The 14,422-nt window shown below is 73.3% G+C and carries 10 protein-coding genes; 6 read left to right on the plus strand and 4 right to left on the minus strand.

What is annotated here, in order from left to right:
* Positions 1–82: 82 nt before the first annotated feature.
* Entirely contained in the window at positions 83–1,246 is a 1,164-nt protein-coding gene (gene manA, locus AAG589_RS13640; protein ID WP_430567780.1) for a mannose-6-phosphate isomerase, class I, read from the minus strand.
* Positions 1,247–1,815: 569 nt separating this feature from the next.
* Between manA and AAG589_RS13645 the strand changes: the two genes are divergently transcribed.
* A complete protein-coding gene (locus AAG589_RS13645; protein WP_430567781.1) occupies positions 1,816–3,516 on the plus strand; it encodes a CDP-glycerol glycerophosphotransferase family protein in 1,701 nt (566 codons plus the stop codon).
* 43 nt (positions 3,517–3,559) lie between these two features.
* On the opposite strand, the gene AAG589_RS13650 is transcribed toward AAG589_RS13645, so the two are convergent.
* Together AAG589_RS13650 and AAG589_RS13655 are read right to left on the minus strand one after the other, a co-directional pair.
* Positions 3,560–4,675 (minus strand): acyltransferase family protein, encoded by a 1,116-nt coding sequence (locus AAG589_RS13650; RefSeq protein ID WP_430567782.1) that lies wholly within the window; start codon positions 4,673–4,675, stop codon positions 3,560–3,562.
* Between the two features lie 55 nt (positions 4,676–4,730).
* A complete protein-coding gene (locus AAG589_RS13655) occupies positions 4,731–7,211 on the minus strand; it encodes a glycosyltransferase (RefSeq protein ID WP_430567783.1) in 2,481 nt (826 codons plus the stop codon).
* 170 nt (positions 7,212–7,381) lie between these two features.
* Here AAG589_RS13655 and AAG589_RS13660 point away from each other — a divergent pair, with 170 nt between their 5' ends.
* The 3 genes from AAG589_RS13660 to AAG589_RS13670 are packed head-to-tail and all read left to right on the plus strand — an operon-like array spanning position 7,382 to position 10,892.
* A complete protein-coding gene (locus AAG589_RS13660) occupies positions 7,382–8,854 on the plus strand; it encodes a glycosyltransferase (protein WP_430567784.1) in 1,473 nt (490 codons plus the stop codon).
* Positions 8,855–8,888: 34 nt separating this feature from the next.
* Positions 8,889–10,184 carry a CDP-glycerol glycerophosphotransferase family protein gene (locus tag AAG589_RS13665; protein ID WP_430567785.1) on the plus strand — a complete coding sequence of 432 codons (1,296 nt, stop codon included), beginning with the start codon at positions 8,889–8,891 and terminating at the stop codon, positions 10,182–10,184.
* Positions 10,185–10,196: 12 nt separating this feature from the next.
* On the plus strand, positions 10,197–10,892 hold the full coding sequence (locus tag AAG589_RS13670; RefSeq protein WP_430567786.1) for a phosphocholine cytidylyltransferase family protein: 696 nt from the start codon (positions 10,197–10,199) through the stop codon (positions 10,890–10,892).
* Between the two features lie 69 nt (positions 10,893–10,961).
* On the opposite strand, the gene AAG589_RS13675 is transcribed toward AAG589_RS13670, so the two are convergent.
* On the minus strand, positions 10,962–12,236 hold the full coding sequence (locus AAG589_RS13675; protein WP_430567787.1) for a CDP-glycerol glycerophosphotransferase family protein: 1,275 nt from the start codon (positions 12,234–12,236) through the stop codon (positions 10,962–10,964).
* 163 nt (positions 12,237–12,399) lie between these two features.
* Between AAG589_RS13675 and AAG589_RS13680 the strand changes: the two genes are divergently transcribed.
* Positions 12,400–13,398: an ABC transporter permease gene (locus AAG589_RS13680; protein WP_430567788.1), complete on the plus strand. Its 999-nt coding sequence runs from the start codon at positions 12,400–12,402 to the stop codon at positions 13,396–13,398.
* A complete protein-coding gene (locus AAG589_RS13685; protein WP_430567789.1) occupies positions 13,391–14,344 on the plus strand; it encodes an ABC transporter ATP-binding protein in 954 nt (317 codons plus the stop codon). Before AAG589_RS13680 ends, AAG589_RS13685 begins: the two co-directional genes overlap by 8 nt.
* Positions 14,345–14,422 lie beyond the last annotated feature (78 nt).

A 14,422-nucleotide genomic window follows, 5' to 3' on the forward strand; every position in this document is an offset into this window, starting at 1 on the left:
GCGGGCCGGTCAGGCTAACCATGAACCCGATGCCCCGGGCAAACCGACCCGCCAGCCGGACCCGGCCGCGTGGCGCGAGAGGTCAGGGCACCCAGGCGCAGACGACGTGCGCGGCGCCGTCGACGGCGAGCGGTCCGGCGGCGTCGGGCACGAAGCAGGACTCGCCGCGGCCCAGCGCGAGCTCGCCGGCCGCGGTGAGGAGGCGGGCGTCGCCGTCGAGGGCGCGGACGACGCGCGGGCCGTCGGCGGCGAGGGCGACGGGCTCGCCGGGGACGACGCGGGCGGACGTCAGCGCGAGCTCCTCGGCGGGGGCGCGGTACGTCACGACGACGCTCTGGCGGCCGGTGACGGCGGTGGCGGGACGTGCGGGCGGGCGCGGGACGAACGAGGAGCACTCGAGCAGCGCGGCGGCGTCCACGTGCGCGGTGGTGAGCCCGCCGCGGAGCACGGTGCCGGAGGCCGCCGAGACCTCGACGCCGGAGCCGCCGAGGGAGGCGTGCAGCTCGCCGGCCGGCACGTAGAGCGCCTCGCCGGGCTCCAGGGTGACGTGGTGGAGCAGCAGGGGAGCCAGCGCGCCGGGGTCGCCGGGGTGCTGCTCGGCCAGCGCGAGGACGGTGGCGTCGGCGCGGGAGGTCCCCGCGTCCCCGGCACGGTGTCGCCTCGCGACGGCCCCGACGGCGGCGGCAACGTCCGCGGCGCGCGTCGGCGACGTCCGGGCCGCGAGGAGAGCCTCGACGGCGGCACGCACCCCCGCGGCGGACGGTCGCTCGGCCAGCGCGGCGCGCACGGCGTCGACGAGGACGGCGTCGAGACCGTCCAGCAGGCCGAGCGCCGAGCGCGGGTCGCGGAAGCCCGCGAGGGCCTCGAACCGGCCGAGCGCCACGATCATCCGGGGCCCGTGCCGGTCGTCCGGGAACGACCGTCGCGGGTGGCCCACGGGCCGCCCGGCGCGGACCTCCCGGTGGTAGCCCGCCCGCGCGAGGTGCGGGCGGGGGCGGACCTGGAGCGCGGACGCGCGGTCCGCCGCGAGCAGCCCGAGCCGGAAGGGGAGCCGAGGGCCGAACCGGGCGGCGACGCGACGGCCGAGCGCGTCGTACGGTGCGGAGCCGACCAGGTCGTCGAGGCGGCGGCCGCCCTCTCCGCCCGGCGTGCGCAGGCGCGACGGCGCGCCGTCGGGCTCCGTGCCGAGCAGGTGCGCTGGGGAGACGGTGGAGTACGGGGACGGGCGGACCTCCAGGGCGTCCATCCCACCTCCTCGACCAGGGAATCTGCTGGTGACCACTCCTATGAAAATGCACCAGGGACGCGCGCCCGGGCGTCCCTGGACGAGGTCGAGAAGTGTTCACCCGAAGACCTCCCGGCGTTCTGCGACTGTTCCCCGGGAGGGCCCTTCGCTGCCAGGACGTGACCGTCAGATAGCATCGCGCGCGAACAGCGGTGGTGTGACGGGGGAGTGCGGTGGCGCGAGGTCGGGCAGGACGCGGTGGAACACTGGTTCTCAGCCTGGGGCCGCGAGCGCTCAGGTTGAGGGTGGAACGAGGAGCCACCGCTCGGCACCTGGAGGTCGGGACCGCGCAGCGTGGCCAGCAGGTCGACCAGTGGTTTCGGTGTCACCAGGCCGCGGCAGGCGCCGAGGTGGAGATCGACCTTGCGGCGGTGGCCGCCCGCTACCCGGCTGATGCGGTGGTCGACCTGTGGTATCGGGACGTGGCGGGGTCGACGGACGGAACGCCCGGCCGGGCGCGCCGCCTCGGCAACTTTCCCCGGACGGTCCGTGAGGACCCGGTCACGGTGGTGACCGTGAACAGGACCCCGATGAGGCTCCGCGTCAACGTGCACGGCAACCTCGTGCTGCTGCTCGGCGCCGGGGTCCCGCCCCGGGCGTTCGGGATCGAGTCGACCCGCCTCGACTTCACCGACGGGGTGCTTGCCTTCACCGGGCAGCTGACGGCGTTCGACCGGCAGCTCGCACAGGTCGAGCTGCGGCTCGTGGCGCGCCAGAGTGAGACGACCGTCTCCTGCCTCCTCACGGTCGAACCGGCGTCCCAGGCCTCCGAGGCCGCGCACGGGGCAGTGGTCCACCGGATCTCGGGCTCCCTCGACGTGCGCGATCTCCTCGAGACGGCGGCGCCCACGGACACGCTTCTGGACCCCCGGATCGTGGTGACCGACACCGAAGGGAAGGTCCAGACGTCGAAGGTGCACGAGCGGCCGGCGACGCACGGCCTGCTGGCCCCGGCGCCCGTTCGTCTCGGGTCGACGGTGGCGCACGTGGTGCCGCGCTTCACGTTCCTGGGCGGGAACCTGTATCTCGGCGCTGACCGGTTCACCGTCGCCGCGCATGCAGCGTTGGAGCGCGTGATGCGTCGTCCGTGGTGGACGACGGTCGCTCGCAAGACCCTCGGGATCTGGCTCGTCGGGGAGGTGCCGTACAAGGCGCAGGACAACGGGTACCACTTCTTCCGGTGGGTGCGCAGGCGGCATCCTCTCCGGCTCGCGTACTACGTCATCGCCCCCGACTCTCCCGACCGCGAGCGCGTCGAGCACCTGGGACACGTCGTCGAACGTGGCTCGGTCAAGCACGTCCTGCTGGCCGCGTGCGCCGCCCGGCTCGTGGGTTCGCACCACACCGAGTACCTCCTGCCGACGGCCGACCCCCGGATGCTCCGCGCGGCCGACGGGGTCCGGGTCATGCTGCAGCACGGTGTCCTCGGGACCAAGAACATGGTCAGCACGTACGGGCGGGGCAGCCGGCGGACGCAGCCGGCCGACGTCTTTCACGTGAGCTCACCGCGCGAGCGTGCCATCGTGGTCGACGACCTCGGGTACGCGCCGAGCCAGGTCCCGGTGACGGGCCTGCCGCGGTTCGACCGGCTCCTCGCGCCCCCGGAGTGCCCGCCACGAGGGATCCTCGTGATTCCCACCTGGCGCAGCCGCATCGGCACCCGCCAGCAGTTCGAGGCGAGCGAGTTCCGCGCCCGTTGGGAGGCGTTCCTGAACCATCGCGTGATCCGCGAGCTCGTCGCGCGGGGCGAGCAGGTCACGTTCATCATGCATCCCAACATGCGCAAGTTCACCGACGGCCTCGAGGCGCCCGGCGTGGACGTGCGTCACCAGGGCGAGAGTGCCGTCCAGGACCTGTTGCGTGAGCACGCCGCGCTCGTGACCGACTACTCCTCCGTGGCGTTCGACTTCGCGCTCCAGGGACGCCCGGTCTTCTACTTCCAGTTCGATCGCGCCGCCTACTTCGGCTCGGCCACGAGCCACCTCGACCTGGACACCGACCTGCCCGGGCCCGTGCTCTTCGACGAAGAAGCGCTCGCCGCCGCGGTCGAGAAGAGCCATGACGGCGGTCTCGTCATGGAGGACGAGTACCGCGAGCGCGCGCTGCGGGTGTTCCCGGCCCACGACCGCAGGAGCTCGCAGCGGGCCTACCGCTCCGTGCGACGTGCCCGCAGGCTCGCGGACCCGCGTCCGTCGGTGGAGGACGGGTCGGGGGTACGGGACGACGCGTAGCGCGGAGCGTACCGGGCCGTGTTCCGTCCGACGCGCGGCGGGGTCAGCGGGCCGGCAGCGTCTTCTCGAGGCCGGTGCGGACGCCGTCGCGCAGCCGGTCGTGCACGCGGTTCTCCACGAGGTAGTGCAGCATCGCCGCGATCGCGACGGACAGCGCCGTGGCGAGGGCGAGCACCACCCAGCGCGAGAGGTCGTCGTGCAGCAGGTCGATGACGGCGAAGCCGAACTGGCCGTGCACGAGGTACAGCGGGTAGGTCAGTGCGCCGAGGGTGGACAGCACGCGCCAGTCCACGTGGCGTAGCGGCCCGGCGCTGAGCGCCCACACCAGCGCCACGAGCGCCGCGACCGCCGCGGCGCAGACGGCGGGGGAGACGTCGGCGCCCACGTGCTCGGCCGCCGTCCCGGCGTAGTGGTACGCCTGCCGCATGGCGAGGACGGTGGTGAGCGCGACCCCGAGCCACACGGCCAGGTCGCCGCCGTCGCGGTAGACGAGGAAGAGCAGCATGCCGACGGCGAAGTACGGCGCGTACGACGGGATGAGCAGCGAGGACAGCAGGCCGCTGTCGGTGGCGCGCGCGAGCTCCGCGACCAGCGGCCAGAGCACCGCGAACGCGATGACGCGGCGTCGCGTGATGCCCACCAGGATGAAGACCCCGATGAGCAGGTAGAACTTCATCTCGAACCACAGGGTCCAGAAGGCGCCCTGGACGTTCGGCACGTCCCACGCCTCCTGCAGCATGGTGAGGTTCACCAGGGAGTCGAGCAGCGTGGGGTTGCGGCCGCCGTCCCACGCGAGCTGCAGCACGACGGTCAGCGCCACCGCGGCCCAGTACGCCGGGTACAGCCGCGCCACGCGGGAGGCGGCGAAGCCGGTGATCGTCCGCCCGTACGCCGTCATCATGATGACGAACCCGCTGATCACGAAGAACAGCTGGACGCCGAGGAACCCGTACCGGGTGACCTGGTTCAGCAGCGGGAACACGTCGTGCGGCGGCGCGCCCCACTGCGGGATGCCGATGCCGGTGTAGTGGAAGCCGAGCACGGCCGCCGCCGCGAGAAAGCGCAGCCCGTCCAGCCCGCGCAGCCGCGGCCGGGGGCGCACGCGGGCCGCGGCGGTGCCCTCGGCGGGCGGGCTGGCCGTGGTCGGCTGGGAGGTCATGGGCGGCGAGGATACCGAACGGCGTCGCCTCGGGCGACGACCGGCGATGCCGGCGTCAGCCGACGGGCTGCGTCTCGGTCGGCTCCGACGCCCCTGCCTGCCAGAGGTCCTGCCGGGCGGTGTACGCGTCGTGCCAGGGCTTGACGGCGTCGGCCCAGTGCACGAGCCGCGCCGGGGCGCCCGGCAGGTCGCGCGTCGGCACGTGGTCCCAGGCCGGGTCGAGCTCGGTGCGGTGCGGGCCGACGTACAGGTGCAGCGCCTCGCGCGCGTCGATGCGGAACTCCCGCATCGCGACCAGCGACTCCGCCGCGTAGCCGTCCGCCCGCAGCCGCGCGAGGTCGAGCACCATGACGTCGGCGTCGAACGCGTTGAAGTCGAACACGTGCCGGGCGTGGATGCGGCGGTAGAAGTCGTACGCCGTCGCCGGCGCGTCGTCCAGGCGGCGGGCGGCCTTGTACAGGAGGCCGAAGCCGCTCGGGTCGGCGTGCGACGTGCGCCGGGCCGCCACCGCCGTGTCGCCGAGGTCGACGGCCGCGAGCTCGGCGACGTCGCCGAGCACGACGGCGTCCACGGGCAGCACGAGGGCCCGGTCCACGCCGGGCAGCAGGTGCGGCAGCAGCGCGTGGTGCGCCCGCTGCGCCGCGACCAGGCCGAGGGAGGCCAGGTCGAGGCGCGTGGTCGGCACGCGGTGCACGGTGGTGCGCGAGGAGAGCTCGGGCAGGCTGACCCGGCCCACGCCGGGCCCCACGAGCCAGACGCGCAGCGGCACGGTGGAGCCCGCGTCGAGCGCACGCACCGCGTCGCCCAGGTGCGGCAGCTCGCCGCGCTTCGGCAGCAGGACGACGTCGACGGCGCCGGCGGGGCGGTCGGCCGCGGACGCGCCGACCGCGGCGGGGGCGGCGAGCGTCGCCGGGTCGGCCGGCAGCTCGGGCAGCGGTGCCGCGGCGACGTGCCGCGCCCGGGCGGCCTCGACCTCGGGGGCGACGGTCTCCCGCCACAGGGCGTACACCTCGTCGGCGTCGCGCCCCTCGAAGACGGCGGTGAGGACGGGCTCGAGCCGCGCGATCATGCCGGTGCGGATGGCCTCGAAGCCGTCGTGGTCCAGCGGGTGCAGGCCGGCGAACCGCACGTCGGCGTAGTTGGCGGGCTGGAAGTCGACGTCCAGGCCGAGCGACGTCGTGGGCAGGTAGCAGTGCAGCCGCTTCGTCACGACGTGCGTGAAGGAGGTGCGGTACCACTCGAGCAGCCGCACCGCCTCGCGCATGTTCTCCACGAAGGTGCGGTCCTTCACCTCGCGGTAGCTCTGCTTGACGTTGTCGTGCCCGTCCGGCACCGGCTCCCGCACGGCGTCCACGTACACGGTGGCGGGCGCGGGCCGCTCCTCGAGCGCGGGGAAGACGGTGCTGACGGTGGTCGTGAGGCAGCCGGAGAAGAACGCCGGCACGTCGAGGGACAGCAGCAGGTCGACGGTCGTCCAGTCGCGGCAGCCGACGGGCCCGTGCGCCCGCAGGTAGTCCAGCACCTCGGGGGTCAGCAGGCCGCGCTTGTTGCAGTGGAACGACACGAAGATCGGCCGCAGGTTCTCGTGCATCGGGAAGTCCCAGACGCCCGTGCCCGCCAGGTCGTGGGAGTGCCACCCGAACTCCAGCAGCCAGGTGCCCTCCGGGAACGCCTGGAACGACGACCCGTCGCGGTCCACGCGGTAGAGCTCGACGTCGGTCTGCTCGCCGTCGAGCCGCAGCTCGGGGCGCACCCGTTCCTGCATGTCCTGCGCGAAGCCCACCAGGTCGGGGCGGCCGTGGAAGCGCAGGTTCTGGCGGCGCACGACGTGGCCGAGCGACGACAGGGTCTGCACGTGGTCGCCGATGTTCTGCGACGACTTCCCCTTGCCGGGCTGCACGTAGTCCATGACGGCGAAGGGCACGCGGCCGCCGGGGGCGGGGGCGGTGGTGTGCCGCTCGGCCCCGCGCCACCGCTCGAGCCACGCGACCTCGGCCGCGCCGCCCGGCCACCGCTTCTCGTTCCCGCGGTACGCCGCGACGAACCGGTCGTGCACGGCGTGCCGCAGCGCGTCGTCGCCGTGCGCGAAGACGTAGCGCAGCGCCGTGTGCCAGGTGCGGGCGTCCGGGGCGACGGCGCCGTCGTCGAGCCACGAGCGGACGAGGGCGAGCCCGCGCTCAGCGTCCACGCGGAAGAGCGACTCGATGAACGGGACGGGCGTCGCGGCCAGGGCGTCGTCTCCCGCCCGGTCGAAGAGGGACAGCGCCCGCTCGTGCAGGTGCCGGCGGTGCGCGACCACCCCGGCCGCCAGGAGGGCGTCGGCGGCGGGGGACGGGCGGTCCAGGGCCTCGTCGACCAGCGACTGCGCGCCCTTGACGTCACGGTCCGCGAGCAGCGCGAGCGCCGCGTGCGTCGTCGGGTGGCTGCGCGCGAGCGGGTCCCGGCCCGGCGCGCTCGCGCGCGGGCCGAGCGTGGACCGCACGAGGCGGCGGGCGCCTCGCAGCCAGGTGGCGGGGTGCAGCGGGCGACGGGGCATCAGATCTCCCGATTCGGGGGTCGACGGGCCGGGCGATACTACATCGGACGAGTCGGATTCCCGGCGGCCGGCTCGCGCCGTCCGGCGGCCGGGACGACGCGCGGACCGGAGGTGTGCCGGGCCGGCGCGCGGACGGACCGGGGGAACCGCCCGCACCCTACGATGGGCCGGTGCCTCACAGCCCCGGACCGACGACCCGGTTCCCCTCCGGGAGCCACGCCGCCGCGACCTGGACCATCCCCGCGGACTACGGCGGCATGACGTCGGCGCTGCTGCGGCGCTCGCGGGCGTTCGCGCGCGAGGCCGGCGTCCCCGTGCGGGTCCTCACCTTCTCCCCGGACCTGGACGCCGCGGCCGCGCGCCGCACGCTCGAGGAGCGGGGCGAGCTGACCGACGGGGTGACCCTGCACCACGTGTGGGAGGACCTGCGGCTCCTGCCCGACGACGCCGTCGGCGCGACGCGGAGCCGGGCCACGGACCTGCCGCGCGGCGCGGACGGCGAGCTCGTGCGGACCGAGACCGGGCCCGACGGCGACGTGCGCCGCCAGCTGCACTTCCGCGCGGACGGCACGCTCGCCGCGATCGACGACCGGGGCGACGAGCGTCGCGTCACGCTGTACACCCGCGACGGCCGGGCGGGGCGGCAGTGGGGCTCCGTCTGGGCGCTGTACCGCTACTGGCTGGACCGGGTGCTGCCCGAGCGGCCGGCCTACGTCGTCGTCGACAGCAAGACGATGGTCAAGTTCTTCGCGTCGCTGCGGGGCACGGACGTCTACACGGCGCACCTCGTGCACGGCGCCCACCTGTCCGCGAAGGCGACCGACGCGCACGGGCCGCTCACGGTGGCGCGCACCCCGCTCGTGGAGCACCTCGACGACTTCGACGCGGTGGTCTTCCTCACCGCAGGGCAGCGGCGCGACGTCGTCGACCGGGTGGGCGAGCGCGCCCACGCCTACGTGGTGCCCAACGGCACCGACCTGCCCGAGGGACCGCTGCCCGCGCACGAGGAGCGGTATCGCGGCGCGGTGCTGGCGTCGCTGCACGGGCGCAAGCGGGTGGGGCAGGCGATCGCCGGGGTCGAGCGCGCCCGGGACCGCACCGGGCTCGGGCTCACCCTGGACGTCTACGGCGACGGCCCCGAGCGCGCCCGCGTCGAGGGGCTGGCCGCGAAGGTGCCGGGAGTCACGCTGCACGGGTACGTGCGGGGCGCGGCGGACCGGCTCGCCGACGCCTCGTTCCTGCTGCTCACGAGCCGCGCCGAGGGGCTGCCGCTCGTGTTCGCCGAGGCGATGTCGCGCGGGTGCGTGCCCATCGCCTACGACATCCGCTACGGGCCGGCCGACATCATCACGGACGGGGTGGACGGGTTCCTCGTGCCGGACGGCGACGTCGACGCGCTGGCGGCGGCGATCGAGCGGTTCGTCACGTTGGACGACGACGCCGTGCGGCGCATGCGCGAGGCGGCCGTCGCGACCGCGCAGGGCTACTCGGACGCGGCCGTCGTCGCCCGCTGGGCGGACGTGCTCGAGGACGTGACGCGGCGACGTCCCCAGGTGCGCCGGCCGCGGCCCGGGCGTCGAGGGGACCGCCCGGCGTGGCAGGCGCGCCTGGCCGGTATGCTGCGACGCGTCCGTTGGTGGTGAACTCCACCTGAATTGCCGACGTACAGGAGATGTCGTGCCTGCCACCCCTCGGGGCGCCACCTTGCGCCGCCGCATCAGGTCTGCGGGCGGCAAGGTCATCCGCCGGCTGGGGGTGCTGCCGGGCGGGACGCCCGACAAGCTGGGCGAGGACGCCGCGCTGCTGGGCACGTCGTGGCCGTACGAGGTGCTCGTGTACTTCGCGGACACCCCCGAGGCGCTCTACCAGATCGAGCAGTGGTACGACACGCTGCGGGCGCTGGACGCCGAGCACCGGGTCGTCGTCGTCACCCAGGACTCGCGCACGACCCGGGCGATCCGCCGCGACAGCGGGCTGGACGTGCGCACGGTCGCGCACTACACGACGCTCGACGACGTGCTGGGCCGCTCGCCCACCAAGCTCGCGCTGTACGTCAACCACAACCCCGAGAACTTCAGCTGCCTGCGCTTCGGCAACCTCGTGCACGCCTCCCTCATGCACGGCGACAGCGACAAGCTGGTCACGGTGTCCAACCAGACCAAGGCGTACGACTTCTCGTTCGTGGCCGGTCAGGCCGCCGTCGACCGGATGGGCCGCTTCGCCACGCTGTACGACGCGGACGCACGCTGCGTGCCCGTGGGGCGACCGCAGCTCGACGACCAGCTGAGCCTGCGCTCCGCGACCCCGCGCGGGCCGGTGCCGACGGTGCTGTACGCGCCGACCTGGGAGGGCGGGCAGCCGTCCGCCGAGTACGGGACGGTGGCCACGCACGGGCCGGCGATCGTGCGCGCGCTGGTGGAGTCGGGGCGCTACCGCGTCGTGTACCGGCCGCACCCGCTGACCGGCGTCCGGGTGCCCGAGTACGGGGACGCCGACACCGCGATCCGCGACTACCTGGCCGCGGCGCCCGCGCCGTCCGAGGGCCCGGGGCACCGCACAGACACGCACCGCGACGTCGGCCCCGCGTTCGCGGCCGCCGACCTGCTGGTCTGCGACGTCTCCGGCGTCGCGATGGACTGGCTCGCCACCGGGGAGCCGCTCGTCGTCACGCGCCCGGCCGGGGACGCCGTCATCGCGACCAGCCCCCTGCTCGACCTGGCGCCCGCGCTGCCGGCCCAGGATCTCGACGGCGTGGTGGCGCTCGTCGACCGGGAGCTGGGCGACGACCCGACGCGCGACGAGCGCCTGCGGCTGCGGGACCACTATCTTGGCGACACGACGCCCGGTGCGGCGACGCGCCGATTCATCGACGCCTGCGAACGTCTCATGGAGATCCGGGACCGCGAGGTCGAGCGGATCGCGCACGAACGCGCGCGAGGGGCCGGACAGACGCACGAGCAGACATCACCGTAAGAGAGGTACGCGATGAGCATCCAGACCGTGATCCTGGCGGCGGGCATGGGGACCCGCCTGGGCCGGCCGCACCCCAAGCCGCTGACGGAGCTGCGCGACGGCCGCACGATCCTGGCCCAGCAGCTCGGCAACCTGCGCTCGGTCTACGGCCGCGAGGCGGAGGTGCTGATCGTCGTCGGGTTCAAGCTGGAGATGATCCTCGAGGCCGCGCCGAACGTGGCGTTCACCTACAACGAGGTCTACGACCAGACGAACACCTCCAAGAGCCTCCTGCGCGCCCTGCGCGTCACCGGGGACCGCGGCGTGCTCTGGCTGAACGGCGACGTGGTCTTCCACCCGGACGTGCTGCGCCGCGTGCAGCCCCTCATCGACGAGGGCCGGTCGTTCGTCTGCGTCAACACGTCCTCGGTCGGTGACGAGGAGGTCAAGTACACGGTGGACGACGACGGCCACATCAAGGAGCTGTCGAAGAAGGTCGGCGCCGGCGCGCTCGGCGAGGCCGTGGGCATCAACTACATCGCCGCCCAGGACAAGGCGAAGCTGCTGCAGCGCCTCGACGAGGTGGACGACCAGGAGTACTTCGAGGGCGGCCTCGAGCTCGCCATCGCGCACGACGGCGTGAAGGTGCTGCCGGTGGACATCTCCGACCTGTACGCGGTCGAGGTGGACTTCGCCGAGGACCTGGAGCGGGCGAACCAGGAGCTCTGACCCACGACGACGAAGGGGCGACGACCGGACGGTCGTCGCCCCTTCGTCGTGTCGCCCGTCGGCCGGCCGTCAGGCCGCCGGCGTCTCGGGGGCGACCAACGCGTCACGCCGCGCGACGCAGTCCGCCACGAACTCGAGGAAGCGACGGCTGCTCTCGCCGCGGGCGAAGCCGAAGTAGTGGTCGCGCGCCGCGGCGCGGGCGTCGTGGTGCGGGTCGGCGGCGAGGTTCGCGCCCAGCAGCCCGGCGACGTCGCCCACCGTGTCGCCGTCGACGATGTCGACCGCACTCGCGATGGGGGCCTCGGCGACGATCCGGGCGCGGTCGGTACGCCGGTCGGTGAGGACGATCGGGGCGTCGGGACGCAGGTAGAGGAAGTCGAGGCCGACCGACGAGATGTCGGTGACGAGCAGGTCGGCGTCCTCGAAGAGGCCGAGGATGTCGGCGTCGAGCGGCAGCTCGTGCGGGGCGCCGCCCGCGCGCGCCGCGGTGAGCAGCCGCACGATCTCGGCGTGGGCGCCGGTGATGGCGGGGTCCTCGGCGGTCAGCACGCGGGGGTGCGGCTTGTAGACGACGCGGACGTCGGGGCGGCCCAGCAGCGCGCGGACGATCGCCACGCCGTACAGGTCCAGCGACGTGTAGTTGTTGGCGTCGTCCTCGCCGGACCACGTGGGCGCGTACAGCACGGTGCGGCGGCCGGGGGCCGGCTCCAGGACGGGGGAGACCTCGAGGTCGAGCTGCGGGCGCCCGCAGACGACGAGGCGGTCCAGGTCGAAGTTGATCAGCGCGCGGCGGTGCCGCTCGATCGCGGCCTGCCCGGCGACCACCACGTGGTCGTACGCCTTGGCCTGGTTGGACACCATGGAGATCTTGTCCGACTCGCCGTGGTTGACGTGCACGTGCAGGGCGCGCTGGTAGATCAGCGACTGGAAGTTGCGCCACCCGTTGTTGACGTAGACCACCGTCTTCACGTCGATCCGCTCGTACAGCCGGCGCAGGCCGTCGAGCCGGAGGGTGAACAGCACGGGCAGCGTCGTGACCTCGCGCAGCAGCTCCGTGAGCTCCCAGTTGCGCGTGACGATCGCGAGCGGCTGCCGCTCGGCGACGCGCTCCAGCACGGGCAGCCACTGGCGCAGCTGGTACGCCTGGTTCGTGGTGTCCGCGAAGTAGGCGACGACGGGGTACCGGGGCAGCTCGTCGATCGGCGGGGAGTACTCGGGCGGCTCGCCGGCGATGGTCGTGGTCACGAGGCGCTTGACGCGCGATCCCGCCCCCAGCAGAATCCGAGCGGCGACCTTCCGCGCGCGGTCCGTGAGCGTGGGCTGCTGAGGGTTGACGTGCGACATCCGTGCCTTCCTGGTGGGCGGGCTCCCCGTGGCCGCCCTGAGTATTCCACGGCTCCTCCACGATTCCTCGGGGACCGGGCGATGTCCGGGTGGGCCGCCGCTGTAGGATCGACGGGGCCTGTCAGCCGCTGGCCGTACCTCACAAGACGGGTATGCAAGTTACGTGACCACCGACACCACCACGGGCGCCGCATCGGGTGACCGCGGGAAGCCGGGGCCCGACCGCGACCCGCTCCGCCCGCCGGAGCCGATCGTTCCGGGCACCACCTCGCAGGAGCGGCAGGCGATCGCGAAGCAGTACGGGCTGCAGCAGATGGGCGTGCGCCCGCCGCTCGGCCGGTACATCCGCGACGTCGCCTCCCGCTGGGCGTTCATCCGCGTCCTCGGCACCGCGACGGCCTACTCCAAGAACCAGAACAACTACCTGGGTCAGCTGTGGGCCGTCCTCAACCCGATCCTCAACGCGGCCATCTACATCCTCATCTTCGGCATCCTGCTGGGCACGACCCGCGGGCTGGACAACGCGATCTCGTTCATCGTGATCGGCACGTTCCTCTACCGCTTCTTCGAGCAGTCGGTGCACGCCGGGTCGCGGTCGATCGCGCAGAAGACGAACCTCATCCGGTCGCTGCACTTCCCGCGCGCCGTGCTGCCCATCGCCCAGGTCGTGTCCCTGTTGACCACCCTGGTCCCCGCGCTGCTGGTCATGTGCGCGATCGTGCTGCTCAGCGGTCTTCTGCCGGCCTACCCGATGGAGCACATCACCTGGAGCTGGCTGCTGCTGCCCGTCATCGTGGCGCTGATGTGGATCTTCAACACGGGCGTGGCGTTCATGGTCGCCCGTGCCGTGGCCATCACCCCAGACCTGGACAACATCATCGGCTTCGTCCTGCGCCTGGTGATGTACGGCTCGGGCGTGATCTTCCCGGTGACGCACTACGTGGACAACCTTCCGGAGGGAGTGCAGGGCGTCGTCGGCGCGATCCTGGAGTACCAGCCGATCGGCGTGTTCCTCTACGTGGCCCGCTCGATCCTCACGCAGGAGCCGAGCTTCCCGCAGGACCCGGTGATGTGGGTGTGGGCCGCCGGCTGGGCCGTGGTGGCGTTCGTCGTCGGGTTCATCATCTTCTGGCGTGGAGAGGAGCGGTACGGCCGTGACTGAGTCGGATCTCCACCTCGACGTCGACCTCGACGAGGACTTCGAGCCCGAGGACCTCGAGGGGCCCAAGCCGGTCGCGACGGTCGGCGACCCGGTGCTCGTCGTCGACGACCTGCACGTCGTCTACCGCGTGTTCGGCGGCAAGGCCAAGCAGATCGCCGCCAAGGGCGCCGACAACGTGCGCGAGGCCCAGGCCCCGAAGCGGTCGTTCCTGCGCCGCCTGGTGAGCTCGACGTCGCAGCACGTCGGCGCGGTGAGCGAGGTGCACGCCGTGCGCGGCATCTCGTTCGTCGCCCGGCACGGCGAGTCCATCGGCATCGTCGGCATCAACGGCTCCGGCAAGAGCACCCTGCTGCGCGCGATCACCGGTCTCATCCCGCCGAAGTCCGGCGGCGTGTACGTGGCGGGCGAGCCGGCGCTGCTAGGCGTCAACGCCGCCCTCATGCCGCAGCTCTCCGGCGAGCGGAACATCTGGATCGGCGGGCTCGCGCTCGGGCTCACGCCCAAGCAGGTCGAGGAGCGCTTCGACGAGGTGGTCGAGTTCGCCGACATCGGCGACTTCGTCTACATGCCGATGAAGACGTACTCCTCCGGCATGGGCGCGCGCCTTCGCTTCGCGATCTCGTCCGCGGCGACGCCGGACATCCTCATGATCGACGAGGCGCTGGCCACGGGCGACGCCGCGTTCAAGGCGCGCTCGAAGGTCCGCATCGACGAGGTGCGCAAGAACGCCGGCACGATCTTCCTCGTCAGCCACTCGATCAGCACCGTCGAGGCGATGTGCACCCGCGTGCTGTGGGTGCACCAGGGACAGCTGGTCATGGACGGCAGCACCGACGAGGTGCTCGGCGAGTACCGCAAGTTCGTCCGCGCCCACCGCGCGGCGAACTCCTCCGCCCGCGCCGGCGGCGTCGGCCCGCGCGCGCGGCGCAAGAAGAAGCAGGACTGACCTCGCGCCGGTCGAGCCTGTCGAGACCCAGTCACCGGGTCTCGACAGGCTCGACCAGCGGGGCCGCGGGTCTCGACA

Origin of the sequence: Isoptericola sp. F-RaC21 (genome assembly GCF_038593535.1) — a bacterium.
Lineage (GTDB): Bacteria > Actinomycetota > Actinomycetes > Actinomycetales > Cellulomonadaceae > Isoptericola.